Source organism: Kineococcus sp. AC630 (genome assembly GCF_979255925.1).
Genome location: NZ_CEEDMJ010000011.1, coordinates 98,825 through 116,650 on the forward strand (window position 1 = coordinate 98,825; position 17,826 = coordinate 116,650).

General features: G+C 71.0%; 15 protein-coding genes. 6 read left to right on the top strand and 9 right to left on the bottom strand.

The annotated features are described in order from the left end of the window. Positions 1-149 precede the first annotated feature (149 nt). From AC0I8G_RS13345 to AC0I8G_RS13360, 4 genes are read right to left on the bottom strand one after another with little or no spacing between them, the layout of a single operon-like run. On the bottom strand, positions 150-1,406 hold the full coding sequence (locus AC0I8G_RS13345) for an ABC transporter ATP-binding protein (RefSeq protein ID WP_328292438.1): 1,257 nt from the start codon (positions 1,404-1,406) through the stop codon (positions 150-152). A gap of 7 nt (positions 1,407-1,413) precedes the next feature. Then, positions 1,414-2,247, bottom strand: a complete 834-nt coding sequence (locus tag AC0I8G_RS13350) for a carbohydrate ABC transporter permease (protein ID WP_471730404.1) — start codon at positions 2,245-2,247, stop codon at positions 1,414-1,416. A gap of 8 nt (positions 2,248-2,255) precedes the next feature. Continuing rightward, positions 2,256-3,209 carry a carbohydrate ABC transporter permease gene (locus AC0I8G_RS13355; protein ID WP_471730339.1) on the bottom strand — a complete coding sequence of 318 codons (954 nt, stop codon included), beginning with the start codon at positions 3,207-3,209 and terminating at the stop codon, positions 2,256-2,258. Continuing rightward, entirely contained in the window at positions 3,206-4,507 is a 1,302-nt protein-coding gene (locus tag AC0I8G_RS13360) for an extracellular solute-binding protein (RefSeq protein ID WP_471730340.1), read from the bottom strand. Before AC0I8G_RS13360 ends, AC0I8G_RS13355 begins: the two co-directional genes overlap by 4 nt. Positions 4,508-4,669: 162 nt before the next feature. Between AC0I8G_RS13360 and AC0I8G_RS13365 the strand changes: the two genes are divergently transcribed. The 4 genes from AC0I8G_RS13365 to AC0I8G_RS13380 all read left to right on the top strand — a co-directional run bounded on the left by AC0I8G_RS13365 (position 4,670) and on the right by AC0I8G_RS13380 (position 10,305). Beyond that, entirely contained in the window at positions 4,670-6,100 is a 1,431-nt protein-coding gene (locus AC0I8G_RS13365) for a class II fumarate hydratase (RefSeq protein WP_471730341.1), read from the top strand. 82 nt (positions 6,101-6,182) lie between these two features. Further along, entirely contained in the window at positions 6,183-7,775 is a 1,593-nt protein-coding gene (locus tag AC0I8G_RS13370; protein WP_471730342.1) for a cation:proton antiporter, read from the top strand. Beyond that, positions 7,775-8,239, top strand: a complete 465-nt coding sequence (locus tag AC0I8G_RS13375; RefSeq protein WP_471730343.1) for an RIFT barrel domain-containing protein — start codon at positions 7,775-7,777, stop codon at positions 8,237-8,239. The genes AC0I8G_RS13370 and AC0I8G_RS13375 overlap by 1 nt, the downstream gene beginning before the upstream one ends. Continuing rightward, complete coding sequence (locus AC0I8G_RS13380) at positions 8,236-10,305, top strand: exo-rhamnogalacturonan lyase family protein (protein ID WP_471730344.1); 2,070 nt, start codon at positions 8,236-8,238, stop codon at positions 10,303-10,305. Before AC0I8G_RS13375 ends, AC0I8G_RS13380 begins: the two co-directional genes overlap by 4 nt. A 4-nt stretch (positions 10,306-10,309) precedes the next feature. Here AC0I8G_RS13380 and AC0I8G_RS13385 read toward each other — a convergent pair whose 3' ends face one another. Next, on the bottom strand, positions 10,310-10,852 hold the full coding sequence (locus tag AC0I8G_RS13385) for a ferritin (RefSeq protein WP_471730345.1): 543 nt from the start codon (positions 10,850-10,852) through the stop codon (positions 10,310-10,312). A gap of 83 nt (positions 10,853-10,935) precedes the next feature. Beyond that, entirely contained in the window at positions 10,936-11,544 is a 609-nt protein-coding gene (gene rpsD, locus AC0I8G_RS13390) for a 30S ribosomal protein S4 (protein ID WP_328292445.1), read from the bottom strand. Between the two features lie 187 nt (positions 11,545-11,731). Here rpsD and AC0I8G_RS13395 point away from each other — a divergent pair, with 187 nt between their 5' ends. Beyond that, on the top strand, positions 11,732-12,679 hold the full coding sequence (locus tag AC0I8G_RS13395) for a DUF2470 domain-containing protein (RefSeq protein WP_471730346.1): 948 nt from the start codon (positions 11,732-11,734) through the stop codon (positions 12,677-12,679). Positions 12,680-12,733: 54 nt separating this feature from the next. On the opposite strand, the gene AC0I8G_RS13400 is transcribed toward AC0I8G_RS13395, so the two are convergent. The 3 genes from AC0I8G_RS13400 to AC0I8G_RS13410 form a co-directional block, all read right to left on the bottom strand. After that, a complete protein-coding gene (locus AC0I8G_RS13400; RefSeq protein ID WP_471730347.1) occupies positions 12,734-13,450 on the bottom strand; it encodes an aggregation-promoting factor C-terminal-like domain-containing protein in 717 nt (238 codons plus the stop codon). 371 nt (positions 13,451-13,821) lie between these two features. Next, positions 13,822-15,138 (bottom strand): PhoH family protein, encoded by a 1,317-nt coding sequence (locus tag AC0I8G_RS13405; protein WP_471730348.1) that lies wholly within the window; start codon positions 15,136-15,138, stop codon positions 13,822-13,824. Between the two features lie 372 nt (positions 15,139-15,510). Then, positions 15,511-16,272, bottom strand: a complete 762-nt coding sequence (locus AC0I8G_RS13410; protein WP_471730349.1) for an isoprenyl transferase — start codon at positions 16,270-16,272, stop codon at positions 15,511-15,513. A 181-nt stretch (positions 16,273-16,453) separates the two neighbouring features. Between AC0I8G_RS13410 and AC0I8G_RS13415 the strand changes: the two genes are divergently transcribed. Then, positions 16,454-17,788 carry an extracellular solute-binding protein gene (locus AC0I8G_RS13415; protein WP_471730350.1) on the top strand — a complete coding sequence of 445 codons (1,335 nt, stop codon included), beginning with the start codon at positions 16,454-16,456 and terminating at the stop codon, positions 17,786-17,788. The last annotated feature ends 38 nt before the right edge of the window (positions 17,789-17,826 follow it).

Genomic DNA, 17,826 nt, shown 5'->3' on the forward strand with positions numbered 1-17,826 from the left:
GACCCGTGCGCACGATATCCGCGCGAGGCGGGCACGTCCGGCAGCCCCGGGCTGCGCCACGCCACTATCGACGCAGCGTGACTCGCAATCACTCAACGCCACCCATCCGTGATCTTGCTGGGTCTCCCAGCAAGATCACGGGCGGGGGCTCAGGCGTGGGCGGGGGTCTTCTGCGCGTTCTTCTGGGCGCGTTCCAGGGAACGCCTGCGCAGGGCCTCGGACTGCTCGCCGATCTTCTTCGCCTTCGCCTCGTCGCGCGTCAGGTTGGCGCCGCTGGAGGGGTCGAAGACGTGCATCCGCTGCGGGTCGAACCACAGCTCCGCGGTGTCGCCGTCGCGCACGCTGCTCATGGCGTCGAGGGTGACGACGAGCTGGCTGCGCATGCTCTCCCCGTCAAGCTCGCGGTCGAGCTCGGCGAGCTGCTGCTTCGTCTCGTCGGCCGCCTCGAAGGGCACGTAGGCGTAGAGCTCGTTGCCCAGCCACTCGGTGACGTCGACCTGCGCCTGGAAGGTCATCGCCCCGGCCGGGGCGTCGGTCACGTCGGCGTCGTCGAAGTGCTCCGGGCGCACCCCGACGATGAGCAGCTTGCCGTCGTGCTCCGCCCCCACCGCGGCCGGCTTCGGGACGTCGCAGAACGGGAGCTTCAGCACGTCCCCCTCCACCCGTGCCGGCAGGAAGTTCATCGGCGGCGAGCCGATGAACCCGGCGACGAAGAGGTTGACGGGCTGCTCGTAGAGCTCCCGCGGGCTCGCGACCTGCTGCAGGATCCCCTTGCGCAGGACGGCCACGCGGTCCCCGAGGGTCATGGCCTCGGTCTGGTCGTGGGTGACGTAGACCGTCGTCGTGGCCAGCGAACGCTGCATGCGGGCGATCTCGGTGCGCATCTGACCGCGCAGCTTCGCGTCCAGGTTCGAGAGGGGTTCGTCGAAGAGGAAGGCCTTCGCGTCGCGCACGATCGCGCGCCCCATCGCGACGCGCTGGCGCTGGCCACCGGAGAGGTTCGCCGGTTTGCGGTCGAGGTGCTCGTTCAGCTCCAGCATGTCCGAGGCCCGCTGGACGCGTTCCTTGATCTCGCTCTCGGGGACCTTGGAGTGGTTCAGCCGCAGCGGGAAGGCGATGTTCTCCCCCACCGTGAGGTGCGGGTAGAGCGCGTAGTTCTGGAACACCATCGCCAGGTCGCGGTCGCGCGGGGCCAGGTCGTTGACGCGCTTGCCGTCGATGAGCAGGTCCCCGGAGGTGATGTCCTCCAGTCCGACGATCATCCGCAGCAGCGTCGACTTCCCGCAGCCGGACGGTCCCACGAGGATGACGAACTCCCCGTCGGCGATGTCCAGGCTGATGTCGTTGACCGCCGGGAACCCGTCGCCGTACTGCTTGACGATGTTCTTCAGTTCGATGCGAGCCATGTCCCGATCAACCTTTCACGGCGCCGTTGGTGAGACCCGCGACGATCCGGCGCTGGAAGACCAGGGCCAGGACGACGACGGGGATGGTGACGATGACGGCAGCCGCCGAGATGGCGCCCGTCGGCTGGACGAAGTAGCTGGACCCGGTGAAGCTCGACAGCGCCGCCGGCACCGGCTGCGCCCGTGACGTCGAGGTCAGCGAGATCCCGAACACGAAGTCGTTCCAGGCGATGAAGAACGCGATGATCGCCGTCGTGAAGACCCCGGGCGCCGCCAGCGGGACGATCACCTTGCGGAACGCCTGCCAGTTCGTCGCCCCGTCGACCTGGGCCGCCTGTTCCATGTCCCACGGGATCCCGCGGAAGAACGCCGACATGGTCCAGATCGAGATCGGCAGCGTGAGCGCCAGGTAGGGGATGATCAGGCCGGGGATGGTGTCGTAGAGGCCGATCTGGCGCCACAGGTTGAACAGCGGCGTCACCATCGTGATGACCGGGAACACCGCGACGGCCAGCGCACTGGTCAGGACGATGCGCTTCCCGGGGAAGTTCAGCCGGGCGATGGCGTAGGCCGCGAACATCGCCAGCACGACGGCGATGAGCGTCGCCACCAGGCAGGTGATGATCGAGTTCCGCAGCGCGGGCAGGAACAGGTCGGACCCGTTCCCGGCGAAGATGCCGGAGTAGTTCGTCCAGGTCCAGTCCGAGGGGAAGAACTGCCGGTCGCTGAGCGCCGTCTCGGACTTAAAGCTCATCGAGATGATGTAGACGACCGGGACGATCGCGTACAGCACGATCAGGAGGGCTCCGACGTACCAGCCGGTCTTCTCCTTCGCGGACATCGCACCCATCAGCCTTCTCCTCTCGCCCGGGCCAGGTCGACCTTGAACACCTTGATGGCGATGAAGCAGATCGCCAGGACGCACACGAACAACAACACGGAGACCGCCGACCCGAGGCCGATCTCGAGCCGGCTGATCGTCTGGTTGTAGGCCAGCGAGGAGACCGTCTCGGTCCCCGCCGCGCCGTTGGTCATGATGTAGACGTTGTCGAAGATGCGGAACGCGTCGAGCGCGCGGAACAGCAGGGCCACCATGATCGAGGCCTTCATGTTCGGCAGTGTCACCTTCCACAGCCGTTCCCACGCCGTCGCGCCGTCGACCTTTGCGGCCTCGGTCATGTCCGAGGGGACCTGGGCGAGGCCGGCCAGCAGCAGCAACGAGATGAACGGGGTGGTCTTCCAGATCTCGGAGAGGCAGATCACCGCCAGCGCGCTCCACTTGTGCGCGAAGACGTCGTAGTCGCCGAGGCCGAGCACGTTGTTCATGAACCCCGTCGTCAGCCCGAACGCGTACTGCCAGGCGTAGGCCGAGACGACCGTGATGACGGCGTAGGGGATGAGGATGGCCGTGCGCACGATCGGGCGCAGCCACCCGAGCACCTTGTGCATGACCATGGCGAGCGCGAACCCGATGACGAGTTCGACGGCCACGGTGACGACCGTGATCATCGCCGTGTTGCCCAGGGCCCGCCACCACAGGCTGTCGCTGAGGATCACCCCGTAGTTCTTCAGCCCGATGAACTCCCGGTCACCGGGGGCGGTCAGGCGGTAGCTGAACAGGGACTCGTAGAGCGCCTGCAGGATCGGGTAGCCGGTGACGGCGACGAGGATGACGAACGCGGGACCGGCGAGGTACCAGCCGAGTCGCGCCTCGGCACGGGACTTGTCGGTCATGCGGGGCTTGCCGGACACCTGCTTGGTGACCGACACCCCTCCCGTGGAACGGGTCTCCGTCGTGCTCACAGCAGCTTCTCCCCCTTCAGGACCTCGCCGATGTACTTCTGCGACGAGGTGGGAGTGCTGCCCGAGACGCCGGAGACCGGCTGCCACTGGTCGGCGATGCCCTGGCTGACCTCGTTGTAGTACGCGGTCTGCGGCCGCGGTTGCGCGGCCTGCAGGGAGGTGCGGATGGTGTCGTACATCGGGTACGCCTCCTGGACCGTCGGGTCGTCGTAGACCGACTCCAGCGCGGCCGGGTTCCCGTCGGAGACCATGTATGCGGCCTGGTTCTGCTCCGAGACGATGCAGGACACCGCCGCGAACGCGGCGTCCTTGTGCTCGCTGAACGCGCTGACACCGACGTCGATCCCGCCCAGCGGCGGTGCTGCGGCCTTCCCCTCCGCCATGGCGGGGTAGGTCGTCCAGCCGTAGTCGTCGAAGATCGCCTGGTCCATCGTGCCCTCGTCGGCCGCGGACTTGCCCTGCGCGTAGACGAACGGCCAGTTCACCATGAAGTCCGCGCCGCCCTGCTGGAACAGGTTCGCCGTCGCGGCCTCGTCGCGGTTGTCGATCCCGGGTCCGCCGACCCCGGCCGCGGTGATGTCCTGCATCACCTTGGCGGCCGCCTCGCCCGCGTCGGACTCCAGCCCGAGCTGGATGTCGGGGCCCTTCGCGTCGGGGTTCTCGATGACCTTGCCCCCGGCGGAGGCGATCATCGCGTTGACCCAGACCGTCATGGACTCCGCGCGCTGGCCCTGGACGCCGATGGCGGTCTTCTGCGCCTTCGCCGCCTGGATGATCTGGTCCCAGGTCACGGGTTTCGTCATGTCGAGGCCCGCGGCCTGGGCGACGGACTTGCGGTACCAGAGCAACTGGGTGTTCGCCCAGAACGGGGCGGCGACCAGCTGGTCCTTCCAGGTCGCGCCCGTGACCGCGCCCTCGACGACCCCGTCGGACCACTTCTGCTGCAGGTCCTCGGGAACCGGGGCGAGGAAACCCGCTTCGGACGTCTCGGGGACGAAGACCGGGTCGAGGCTCATCATGTCGATCGACGTGTCGTTCCCGGCCAGGCGGCGCATGAGCTGCTCACGCTGCTGGGCGGCGTCGCTGGGCAGGATGGACACCTTGATGGAGTACTGACCGTTCGACTGCGTGCTGCAGTCCTCGGCGATCTTCTGCTGCCCCCCGTTGTCGGGGTTGATGTACCAGTTGAGCGTCGGAGCACCCGACGCCGTGCTCGATCCCCCGCACGCGGCGAGGCTCCCGGCCAGCAGGGCGCCTGCGCCCAACGCCGTCCACCGGATGCGCCTTCGGGATGTCACAGCCCCTCCTTCGACCCCATCGTCCGTTGTTGCTGTGCAGCATCTCTACACCTGCTGTCCACAGGTTGCACGTGGGAGATCACGGTGTCGGCGGATCGTGAGCTGCCCGTGATCCCCGCCACCGGCTGCAGCCGCCGGCGTGCCACCCGGCAGGATGGGGGCATGGCCAGTGAAGCCCCTGTTGAAGCATCCGACGTCGAAGCGTCCGACACCGAGTTCCGCATCGAGCACGACACGATGGGGGAGGTCAAGGTCCCGATCGCCGCGAAGTACCGCGCCCAGACGCAGCGGGCGGTCGAGAACTTCCCGCTGTCGGGGACGGGCCTCGAACGCGCCCACATCGAGGCGCTCGCCCGCATCAAGAAGGCCGCCGCGCTGGCCAACGCCGAGCTCGGCGTCCTCGAGCAGGACCTCGCCCGCGCCGTCGCCGACGCGGCCGAGGAGGTCGCGTCCGGGCGCTGGGACGCGGAGTTCCCCGTCGACATCTTCCAGACGGGGTCGGGCACCAGCTCGAACATGAACGCCAACGAGGTCATCGCGACGCTGGCCACGGAGCGCCTCGGCTCCCCCGTGCACCCCAACGACCACGTCAACGCCTCCCAGTCCTCCAACGACGTGTTCCCGACGTCCGTGCACGTCGCGGCCACCGCCGCCGTCGTGAACGAACTGGTCCCGGCCCTGCGCCACCTCGAGGCGTCGCTGCGCCGCAAGGCGGACGAGTGGGCCGACGTCGTGAAGTCGGGGCGCACCCACCTCATGGACGCGACCCCCGTGACGTTGGGCCAGGAGTTCGCCGGCTACGCCGCGCAGGTCAAGCGCGGGATCGAGCGCGTGGAGGCCACCGTCGTCCGCGTCGCCGAGGTCCCGCTCGGGGGCACGGCCGTCGGTACCGGCATCAACACCCCGCCCGGTTTCCCGCAGCGGGTCATCGAGCTGCTGGCCGCCGACACCGGGCTGCCGCTCACCGAGGCCGAGGACCACTTCGAGTCCCAGGGCGCCCGGGACGCGCTCGTCGAGCTCTCCGGTGCGCTCAAGGTCGTCGCCGTCAGCCTGACCAAGGTCTGCAACGACCTGCGCTGGATGGGATCCGGTCCCCGCACGGGTCTGGGCGAACTCCGCCTGCCCGACCTGCAGCCCGGGTCCTCGATCATGCCCGGCAAGGTGAACCCCGTCGTGCCCGAGGCGACGCTGATGATCTGCGCGCAGGTCGTGGGCAACGACGCCACCGTGACCTGGGCCGGTGCCAGCGGCGCGTTCGAGCTCAACGTCCAGATCCCGGTGATGGCGCGCAACGTGCTCGAGTCCGCGCGACTGCTGGGCAACGCCTCCAGGCTGCTGGCCGACCGCACCATCGACGGGCTCGAGGCCGACGTCGAGGCCTGCCGCCGGTTCGCGGAGTCCTCGCCCTCGATCGTCACCCCGCTGAACCGGGTGATCGGCTACGAGGCGGCCGCCAAGGTCGCCAAGCACGCCGTCGCCACGGGGGCGACGGTGCGCGAGGCCGTGATCGACCTCGGGTTCGTCGAACGCGGCGAGGTCACCGAGGAGCAGCTCGACCAGGCCCTCGACGTCATGTCCATGACCCACCCCTGACGCGCCGGCGCTCGGGCGGGTTCGCCCGCCCGAGCACCGGGCCCGCTGGCCGTCGGCTCGGTCCTCGCGGGAGGATCGCGGGGTGTTCGCCCAGGTCCTCGTCGTCATGCTGGCCGCGCTCGCGCTGACCATCGTCGCCGCGCGACGGGGGTGGCAGGCGCCCCTGGCCCTGGCCGTCGCGGGGGCCGGGATCTCCTTCGTCCCCGGTCTGCCGCGCCTCGAACTCTCCCCCGAGGTCATCCTCTCGGTGGTCCTGCCCCCGCTGCTGTTCTCGACCACCCAGGACTTCTCCTGGCGGGGTTTCGTGCGCCGGTGGCGCTCGATCACCAACCTCGGGGTGCTGCTCGTCGTCGTCACGACCGCGGTCGTCGGGTTCGTCGCCAGCCTGATGATCCCGTGGGTGTCGCTGTCGATGGCCCTGGTGCTGGCCGCTGTCGTCTCCCCGCCCGACGCCGTGACCGCGGTCGCGATCGGCGGGCGGCTGGGGTTGCCGTCGCGGGTGCTCAACACGCTGAAGGGCGAGAGCCTCGTCAACGACGCGGCCGCCCTCACGTTGTTCTCGGTGACGATCTCCTCGGCCTCGGCGGACGACGACAACATCGTGCAGAACCCGTTCCTGTTCTTCCTCGTCACCTCCGCGGTCGGGCTCGCGGTGGGGTGGGTGCTGGGCCACCTCGCGGCGGGGGTGCGGTCCCGCCTGCACGACCCCTCGCTCATGACGGCCTTCGCCGTCCTGCTCCCGTTCGCCGCCTACGCCGTGGCCGAGGCCGTCGAGGGTTCCGGGGTGCTCGCCGTCGTGACCGCGGGTTTCGTGCTGTCCCGGCACTCGCTGGCCGCCGCCTACGCGACGAGGCTCTCCGAGCGCGAGGTCTGGAACATCGTCGACGTCCTGCTCGAGGCCTTCGTCTTCGCCTACCTCGGCCTGCAGTTCCACTTCCTGCTGCAGGACGCCGTGACCGACGGCGCCCGGGCCTGGTCGTTGCTCGTCGCGGGACTGGCGGTGATGGCCACGGTCGTCCTCGTCCGCGTCGTCTGGGTCGTGGCCGGCGGCTTCCTCATGCGGAACGTGCTGCACGGCAGGTTCTCCGCGGGTGGTCAGCACTTCACCGCGGCCGAGGACGTCGTCATCGCCTGGACGGGGATGCGTGGGGTCGTGACGTTGGCGGCCGCGGCCGGGATCCCCGAGTCGTTCCCGCACCGGGCCGACCTGCAGGTGCTCGCGTTCGTCGTCGCGGTCGGCACCCTGCTGCTGCAGGGGTCGACCCTGCCGCCGCTCATCCGCCGCCTCGACCTCGACACCTCGCAGGAGCAGCACTGGCGCGCGGAACAACGCCACAAGGCCCGTGACGTCGCCCGCCAGACCATGTTCGAGGTGCTCCGCAGCGCCCGCGAGGAGGCGACCGACCCGAGCGAGCGCGCGGTCGTGGACGCCCTCCTGGAGCGCGCCGACCGGCTGGCGCAGGTCCGCGCCTCGGAACAGGAGGAGAACGAGGGGACGGGACGGATCGCGAAGCGCAGCGTCGAGGTGCGCCGGCGGATGATCGCCGCGCAGCGCGGCGCACTGCTCAGCGCGGAGGACGACGGCGAACTCACCGAGGACGCCGTGCGCGAGGCGCTGGAACAGCTCGACCTCGACGAGGCCTCGCTCGCGCACCGCGGTTCCCCGAGGTTGTGATGCACCGGATCCCGCTGCGCTGGATCGACGACGAGCCCCCGGCGGACCTGCCCACCGGGGCGACGCTCGGGGTTCCGCTGCCCCGCGGTCTGGTCCACGGCGGGGACCTCGTCCTGACCGACGCCGCGGGGTCGAGCGTGCCCGCGCAGTTCTGGCCGTTGGCGACGTGGCCCGACGGCAGCTGGAAGTGGTCGGGGGTCGCCCTCCCCGCCGGGAAGCCCTCCCGGGACCACACCGTCTGCGTCGCCCCGGACTCCCCCGCACCGGGTCTCACGGTCTCCGAGACCGCGCAGTCCGTCGTCGTCGACACCGGGGCCCTGGTCCTGACCCTCGACCGCCGGGGTCCGACCCTGTTCCGGGCCCTGGCCGTGGGCGGCACCACCGTGGCCCGGGACGCCCGACTCGTGAGCGAGCTCGCCACCGACCCCGGGGCCACTCGCGGACCGGGTTTCAGGGTGAGGTGAGCGACGTCGTCGTCGAGCAGTCCGGCCCGCAGCGCGCCGTCCTCCGCCTCACCGGCCACCACGTCGGCGAGCGGACCTGGCTCCCCTTCACCGTGCGTCTCGTCCTGGCCGCGGGCGCCCGGGCGATCGACGTCGTCCACACCGTCGTGTTCGACGGCGACGCGGAACGCGACTTCGTCGCCGGCCTGGGCCTGCGGGTCGACGTCCCCCTGCGGGCGGAGCCCCAGGACCGCCACGTCCGGTTCGTCGCCGCCGACGGCGGGGTGTTCCGCGAGGCCGTCCGCGGGGTCACCGGGCTGCGGCGCGACCCCGGTGCCGCCGTGCGCCGTGCGCAGCTCGCCGGTGCCGCGACCCCGCCGGTGCGCGACTGGGCCGACGGGGTTCCGGGCCTGCTGCACCACGTCCCGCGGTGGTCGCAGTTCCGGCTGCGCCAGCACACCGCGGACGGGTTCTCGCTGAGCAAGCGGACCGCCCCGGGGAGGGGCTGGATCGACGCCGCAGCGGGCACCCGGGCCGCCGGCTACGTCTCGCTGAGCGATCCCGGTGGTGGTCTGGCCCTCGCCCTGCAGGACTTCTGGCCGTCCCACCCGACCGGCCTGGACGTCACCGACGCCGACCGGGACACCGGTTCCCTGACCGTCTGGCTGTGGTCGCCGGACGCACCCCCGATGGACCTGCGCGCCTACCACGACGGGGCCTCGACCCCCGATCACGCGTCGCAGCTGGAGGCCCTGGAGATCACCTACGAGGACTGGGAGGAGGGTTTCGCCGACGCGCACGGGACCTCCCGGACCTCCTCGCTGCGGGTGTTCGCCCTGCCCTCGACCCCGTCGCCGGAACAGGCTTCGCGGGACGCGGTGGCGAACGCCGTCCGGCCGGCCCTGGTCCCCACCGTCGCGGCCCTGCACGCGGCGGGGGTGTTCGGCGACTGGGCGCCCGTCGACCGCTCGTCCCCCGCTCGTGCGGCTCTGGAGGACCGGTTGGAGTTCCTGCTCGACTTCCACCTCGACCAGGTGGAACAGCGCCGCTGGTACGGGTTCTGGCACCACGGCGACGTCATGCACTCCTACGACGCGGACCGGCACGTGTGGCGCTACGACGTCGGCGGGTACGCCTGGGACAACTCCGAACTCGCTACCGACCTGTGGTGGTGGACGAGTTTCCTGCGGACCGGTCGACCGGACGTGTTCCGGGCCGCGGTGGCCATGACCCGGCACACCGGAGACGTCGACGTGCACCACGCGGGCCGGTTCGCCGGTCTCGGGTCACGGCACAACGTCCAGCACTCCGGTTGCAGCGCAAAGCAGTTGCGCATCTCCAACCCCGCCTACCGGCGTTTCCACCACTACCTGACCGCCGACGAGCACAGCGGGGACCTGATGGCGGAGCTGGTCGACTCCGACGCGGCGTTCCTGTCCCTGGACCCGCAGCGCAAGGTCCGCACGGACTCCTACGCGCCGGACCGCAACGCGCTCGCCGTCCAGCTCGGCACCGACTGGGGTGCCCTCGCCGCGACCTGGCTGACCGACTGGGAACGCACGGGTTCGACGCGTTCGCGCGACCGGCTGCTCGCGACGATGGCGGACATCGGCGCCCTCCCCCGGGGTTTCCGCACCGGGGAGGCGCTCTACGACCTCGACCACGGCCGGTTCGACGTCACCCGCGACGCCGTCGCCGTGTCGCACCTGAGCGCGGTGTTCGGGCTGCCGGAACTCGTGAGCGAACTCCTCCGCCTCGTCGACGACGACGGTTTCGCAGCGGCCTGGTCGCAGTACTGCCGGGAGTACGCCCTGACCCCCGGCGCGCACCTCGTCCAGGCCCACAGCCGGTTGACGGCGTGGGTCGCCGCCCGCACCCGCGATCCCGTCCTGGCCCGGCGCGCCTGGTCGGAGTTCCACCGCGGCGGGGAGTTCCTCCGCGACGAGGGTTTCGCCCGGGTCCACCTCGAACCGCCGGAGGTGTTCCGGGCCGTGGACGAGGCGCCCACCCTGTCGACGAACGACGCCGCCCAGTTCTCCCTGGCCGCGATCGCGAACCTCGCCCTCATCGGCGACGAACTCGGGTGAACCCTCAGACCGCGCCGCCGGCCGCGGCGGGTGCGGTCGGGTCCTCGCCCTCCTCGTGACCTTCGCGGGCCAGCCAGTCCTCGACCTTGAACCAGTCGTCTCCCGCGCGGTCGACGATGGCCAGCAGCGTCGTCATCGACGCGACCTCCTCGACCTGTTCCTTGAGGAACCACCAGACGAACTGCTCGGCGATGAAGTCGGCCTCGGCGCGGGCCGCCGCGAACATCCGCTCGATGGCCGCCGTGACCTGCTTCTCCTGCTGCAGGGCGAGTTCGATGGGTTCGCGGACGTGCCCGAAGTCGTTGCGCACCGCCGGAACGCTGGGGATCGTGCTCGGGAGGTCCCGGTCCAGCTGGTACTGGACCATCATCATCCCGTGGTTCCGCTCCTCCAGCGCCTGCGCGTAGAAGTGCTTGGCCAGTTGCTTGAGGTCGTGGCGGTCGAACCACACCGCCAGCGCGACGTACTGCTGGTGGGCCTGGAACTCCAGCGCGACCTGCTCGGTCAGGAGGTCGACGAAGGGTTGCGGGCCGGCCTCGGTCGTCATGCCCCGACGGTAGCGCTACCGGGTGGGAACGACGCAGGGCGCCGACCCCCGGGGGATCGACGCCCTGAGAAGGGTGCGGCAGGTCAGCGCGAGTAGTACTCGACGACGAGCTGCTCGTCGCAGGTCACGGGGATCTGCTCGCGGACCGGGAGGGCGTTCACCGTGGCGGTGAGGTCCTCGCGCTCCACGGCCAGCCAGCCCGGGATCTCGTTGTCGCTCCAGCCGCCCTCACGGGCGACGATGAACGGCGTCTTGGTCTTCGAGCGAGGGGCGACCTCGATCGTCTGACCGACGACGACGCGGAACGACGGACGGTCGACGCGGCGACCGTCGACGACGATGTGGCGGTGCGTGACCATCTGGCGAGCCTGGTAGATGGTGCGGGCGAAGCCGGCACGCCACACGACGGCGTCCAGACGCGTCTCGAGCAGCTGCACCAGGTTCTGACCGGTCTTGCCGGGCTTGCGCTTGGCCAGGTCGTAGGCACGACGCAGCTGGGTCTCGCTGACGTCGTACTGGAAGCGCAGACGCTGCTTCTCGCGCAGCTGCGTCGCGTAGTCCGACGCCTTCTTCTGCTTGCGGCCGTGCATGCCCGGGGGGTACGGACGGCGGTCCATGAAGCGGGCGGCCTTCGGCGTGAGGGCCACCCCGAGCGCGCGGCTGATGCGCACCTTGGGTCGGGCGTTGTTCATTCCACTCTCCTGATCGTAAGGTGAGCCTGTCCTCAGTCGAGAAGCACTCGAGAGGGTCAGGACGATCGCGCAACGAGGAGGCACTGTGAACCACCGGATCCAGGGGACCCAGCCGACCACGGCACCAGCCCCCCGAGGATCGGGGGGTTCGGAACGCACCGCCTCCAACCTTACGGCCTCCGAGGGGGTGCCTCCGACGACGGAGGCTCCGCCGACCCCCGGCGTGCTCACCCGGCCCTCCCCCGCGCAGTGGGCGCGAACCCTCGCCGTCGGGACGGTGACCGGGACGCTGCACCTGCCGCGCACCCACCAGGGCTGCCCCCACCACCCGCGCCAGGGCCACGAGCAGGGCCACGAGCAGGGCCACGGCACGGACGAGGCCGAGGTCTTCGCCGCGGCCGTCCCGCAGCGGCGCAGCCGGGCCACGCCGTCGCGCACCGAGGGCTACCCCGTGCAGCACCTCACCGACGCCTGGGGCGGCCTCCTGCTGCTCCTGGAGGACGGCTCCGCCCTGCACCGGCGCCTGCTCGACCTGGAGACCGACGCCCGCTGGAGCGGCGTCCCCGCCGTCCTCGACGTGCTCGACGTGCCGCCGGGGCAGGCCGCCCTGCCCCGTGCGCGGCTCTGCGTGACGGGCTGGGTCGAGTCGATCCTGCCCGCCGACCAGCGGCGCGTGGCGCAGACCGCGGCCGCCGTGCGGCCCCTGGGCGCCCTGCTGGACGTCGGCAGTACCCGGCTCGTCTGGCGCCTCGAGGTCGCCGACGTGCGGGTCACGACGGCCACGGGCGTGCACCTGCTCGAGGACGAGGAGTTCACCGCGGCCGCGCCGGACCCGCTCTACGACGACGAGGACGGGATCGTCGCCCACCTGGAGGACGACCACCGCGACGCCCTCGTCGGCTGGGTGCTCGACGCCCTGCCGGCCGAGCAGGCGCGCGAGACCCGCGAGGTCGCCGTGATCGGCGTCGACCGCTACGGCCTGGACGTCCTGGCGACGGTCGGTTCCGGCACGACGACGCTGCGCGCGGGGTTCCCCGAGCCCGTGCGCCACGAGCACGACGTCGTCCGCGCGCTCTGCGGGCTGTTCCGGTGCCCCTGCGGCGGCGGTCGACCCTCCGTCCACCACGACGACTGACCCGCCCGGAGTTCCGGGCGGGTCGGGTGTGACGGGTGGTTCAGCGGGCCGGGCTCAGTACCAGTTGCTGGACCTCGAGTGCGACCAGGCGCTGCACGGGGAGCCGTAGCGGCTCTCGATGTAGTTCAGGCCCCAGGTGATCTGGGTGACCGGGTTGGTCTCCCAGTCCGCGGCGACCGAGGCCATCTTGGAACCGGGCAGGGCCTGCGGGATCCCGTAGGCGCTCGAGCCGGGGTTGTCGGCCGTGTAGTCCCAGCCGCTCTCCTTGTTCCACAGCGAGTCGAGGCAGGAGAACTGCTCCTCGCCCCAGCCGCGGTCGGCGACCATGATCCTGGCGATCGACTGCGGGTCGCGCTGGGCGTTGCGGGTGGCCTCGGCCGCCGCCTGCTGGCGGGCCTGCTCCGCGAGGCGCTCGGCCTCGGCGGCGGCAGCGGCCTCCGCGGCCGCCTGCTCCTGGGCGACGCGCTGGTCGCTGCCCGCGCGGACACCGGCCTGCTCGAACCACGCGGTCGACGTCGCCGTCTGACGCTGCGCCTCGGCGGCCTGCAGGATGCGGTCCGGGACGGCCGCTTCGGCCTTCGGTGCCGGACCCGACGTGAGGGCGGCACCGGCCAGGACGCACGCGGAGACCGCGACGACGCCGGGGGCGGCGATCCGGGCGAAGCGCCGACGCGACGGACGGGCGCGGCGTTCCCTGCGGGTCGTCGGTGCGGTGGTGCCGGTGGTGGGGGTCTGCTCGTCCGTGAGCTCGCTGGTGCGGTGGGGCGGCAAGCCGGGCCTTCCGACGATCGCCCGGCCCACGCCCGGTCGAGCACGTCCACCTCCCGCGTCGGGTCGCGTCGTTCCGCTGGGGAACGTCGCCGTGGGACCCGGTCGACCCGTGGAACGCTGCGTGCGTCCGGTCGGTCGAGCGCTCAGGAGGTGCTGTCGACCAGGACGCTGCCCCGCAGACGGGGGTCGAAGCAAACCGCGATCACCCGTTTCGTCACGGTGAGGTCACATGACAACAACGATCCGTAGACTTTTGTGGAACATCTCACACGTCGCGTACCTCTATCGGGGGGTTTGACGCTACGAGCACCCGGATGGTTCCCGCCACGAGGACGAACCTGTGGCGGGAACCACCCGTCACTCCCGTCCTCTCAGGCCCCGAAGTCCGAGAGGAGCTCCGTCACCAGGGCGGCGACGGGCGAGCGCTCGGAACGGGTGAGGGTCACGTGGGCGAACAGCGGATGCCCCTTCAGCGCTTCGACGACCGCGGCGACCCCGTCGTGCCGCCCGACCCGCAGGTTGTCGCGCTGGGCGACGTCGTGGGTCAGGACGACCTTGGAGTTCTGCCCGATGCGGGACAGGACGGTCAGCAGGACGTTGCGTTCCAGCGACTGCGCCTCGTCGACCACGACGTAGGAGTCGTGCAGCGACCGCCCACGGATGTGGGTCAGGGGCAGGACCTCGAGCATCCCCCGCTCCACGACCTCCTCGAGGACGTGCGGGGAGACCAGCGCCTCGAGGGTGTCGAAGACGGCCTGACCCCAGGGCCCCATCTTCTCGGCCTCGCTGCCGGGCAGGTAGCCCAGTTCCTGGCCACCGACGGCGTAGAGCGGGCGGAACACGACGACCTTGCGGTGCTCGCGGCGTTCCATGACGGCCTCCAGCCCCGCGGCGAGCGCGAGCGCCGACTTCCCCGTCCCGGCCCGGCCGCCGAGGGAGACGATGCTGACGGTGGAGTCGAGCAGCGCGTCGAGGGCGATGCGCTGTTCCGCCGAGCGACCGCGGACCCCGAAGGCCTCGCGGTCGCCCTTGAGCAGCCGCAGCTGCTTGTCCGCGGTGACGCGGCCCAGCGCGTGCCCACGCGGGGAGGACAGCACGACACCGGTGTTGGCCGGCAGCTGGCGGACCTCGGCGTTCTCGAGGACGCCGTTCTCGTAGAGGGTCGCGACCTCCTCGGCGGTGGCACTCATCTCCACCACGCCGGTCCAGCCGGAGTCGGGGGCCAGTTCGGCGCGGTACTCGTCGGCGGTCAGCCCGACCGCGGACGCCTTGATGCGCAGCGGGACGTCCTTGGAGACGACGGTGACGTCGTGCCCCTCGTCGGCGAGGTTGCGCGCCACGGCGAGGATGCGGGTGTCCCCCGCCGTCGCGAGCGGACCGTTGCGCAGCGAGGACGGCAGGCTCGAGACGTCGGAGTGGTTCAGCTCCACCCGCAGCGTCCCCCCGAGCTCGCCGACGGGGATCGGGGCGTCGAGGCGGCCGAACTCCACCCGCAGGTCGTCCAGGCGGCGCAGGGACTCACGGGCGAAGTAGCCCAGTTCGGGGTGGTGGCGCTTGCCCTCGAGCTCGCTGACGACCACGAGCGGCAGGACGACGTCGTGCTCGGCGAAGCGGGTCAGGGCGGCGGGGTCGGCGAGGAGGACGGAGGTGTCGAGGACGAAGGTCCGGCGGGTCGGATCGGGCTTCACCGCCCCGGCACGTGCGGGGCTCCCGCTGGTCGGGACTGCGGTGTGCGGCGCGGCGGGGCTGGAGCTGGTGACCACGAACGTCTCCCGTTCTCGGGAGCCCGGAGCGCGTCCACGCCCGGACCCCCCTTCAGCAGCGGCGGACCGGGACCTCAGGTCACCCTGCGGGCGACCCGGGACCGGGCCTCCCCGCTGCGCTGGACAGCACGCACGGCGACCTCCCGAGCGGGTGGCGGACGCCACCCGGCTGGAGCCGACGCTATCCCCGCAGGCCGGCGAACGGGGGCGAACACGCTGCCCGGCACGCGAACGGAGGTGACGAGTCGGTGGCCGGCCGGTGACGTGGGGACGTGATGACGTGGCGACCGCCGGCCCTCAGGCGCCGTAGCGCCGTTCGCGCGCGGCGTAGGCGCGCAGCGCCCGCAGGAAGTCGACCTTGCGGAAGTCGGGCCAGAGCACCTCGGTGAAGAAGAACTCCGAGTGCGCGCTCTGCCACAGCAGGAACCCGGACAGCCGCTGCTCGCCGGACGTCCGGATGACGAGGTCGGGGTCGGGCTGGCCCTTGGTGTAGAGGTGGGCGGCGATGTGCTCGACGTCCAGGACCTCGGCCAGCTCCTCCAGCGAGGTCCCCTTCGCCGCGTGCTCCAGCAGCAGCGCGCGGACGGCGGCGGCGATCTCCTGCCGGCCGCCGTAGCCGATGGCGACGTTCACGACCCCGGAGGTGATGCCGGCGGTGGCCTCGGCGAGCTCGCGCAGCCGGGCCGCGCTGGCGTCGGGCAGCAGGTCCAGGGAGCCGACCGGGTGGACCTTCCAGCGCGTCGTCGCGGCCACCCGGGCCACGGCGTCCTCGACGATCTCGATGAGGGGTTCGAGTTCCTCGGCCGCGCGGTTGAGGTTGTCGGTGGAGAGGAGGTAGAGGGTCACGACCTCGATGCCCTCCTCGGCGCACCAGTCCATGACCTCGACGACCTTGTCGGCGCCGGCGCGGTGGCCGTGCGAACTGGGGGCGCCGAAGGCCTTCGCCCAGCGCCGGTTCCCGTCGAGGATGATCCCCACGTGACGGGGCAGCGCGTCGGAGTCCAGCGACCGTTCCAGCCGCCGCCCGTACGCGCTGTAGAGGAGATCACGGAGGCCCATCGGCGTTCACCGTATACCTCGGCGTGAACGCTCCCACGCCCGGTCGTGTGGAGATCCTTGACCGCGTGCCGACAGCGTCGACTACGCTCGCACGACCGACGATGACGTCGGTCCTCCAGGGGCTGCGGCCCACGGAGGTGCAACAGCCGCGACGTCGCGGCTCGGCACACCGGAGACCCCCATGGCCACGACGTCCCGTCGTTCGCTCCTCACCCTCGCCCTCGCGGCCCCGTTCGGCGTCGGTGCGCTCGCCGCCTGCGGGGACAGCGGCCCCGGGCAGGCCGCCGGCAGCAGCGGCAGCGGGGACGGCGCCACCATCTGGATCCTGACCGGCCAGCCCGCCGAGGGGATCCGCACCGACTCGGTGAAGGCGTTCAACAAGGCGAACCCCGACAGCGAACTGACGCTGTCGTCGTTCCAGAACGACGCGTTCAAGTCGAAGATCAGGACCGCCATCGGCGCGAACCAGGGCCCGACGATCATCTGGACCTGGGGCGGCGGCGGTCTGCGCAACTACGTCGAGGCCTCCCAGGTCGAGGACCTGACGTCGTTCTTCAGCGAGAACGCGGACCTGAAGAGCAAGCTGTTCGAGAGCGCCTTCGGGGCCGCGACGGTGGACGACAAGATCTACGCCGTCCCCTGCGAGAACGTCTCGCCGATCGTCATGTTCTACAACAAGACCCTGTTCGCGAAGGTCGGCAAGGACATCCCCACCACCTGGGAGGAGGTCATGGCCCTCCTCCCCGTGTTCAACGCAGCGGGCATCGCACCGTTCTCCCTGGGCGGGCAGTCGCGCTGGACGAACATGATGTGGCTGGAGTTCCTCTTCGACCGCATCGGCGGCGCGGAACTCTTCCAGTCGATCTACGAGGGCAAGCCGGACGCCTGGTCGCAGCCCGCCGCGATCGAGGCCCTGACCAAGGTCCAGGACCTGGTGAAGGCCGACGGGTTCATCAAGGGTTTCGCCTCCATCACGGCCGACTCCAACGCCGACCAGGCCCTGCTCTACACGGGCAAGGCCGCGATGATGCTGCACGGGGCGTGGACCTACTCGTCGATGAAGACCGACGGCGGCGACTTCGTGTCCAAGGGCAACCTGGCCTGGTCGACCTTCCCGACGGTCGAGGGCGGTGCAGGCGACCCGTCGAACACCGTCGGCAACCCGTCCTCGTACTACGCGCTCTCCTCGAAGGCGAGCGACGCGGACAAGACCGCGGCGAAGAAGTTCTTCGCGGAGGGGCTGGTCACCGACGCGACGGCCAAGGCGTGGGTGGAGGCCGGATCGGTCCCCATCGTCAACGGCTCGGACAGCATGTTCGCCGGGTCGGACGACGAGAAGTGGCTGCAGTTCGTCTACGACACGGCGTCCGGGGCGAAGACCTTCCAGCAGTCCTGGGACCAGGCGCTCTCCCCCACCGAGGCCGAGACGCTGCTCGACAACATCGAGAAGCTGTTCGGCCTGGCGATCACCCCCGAGGAGTTCGCGGCCAACATGAACGCCGCCCTCGGCTCCTGAGCACCGGGCGGTCTCGTGGGCACGGGTCCAGCACGTAC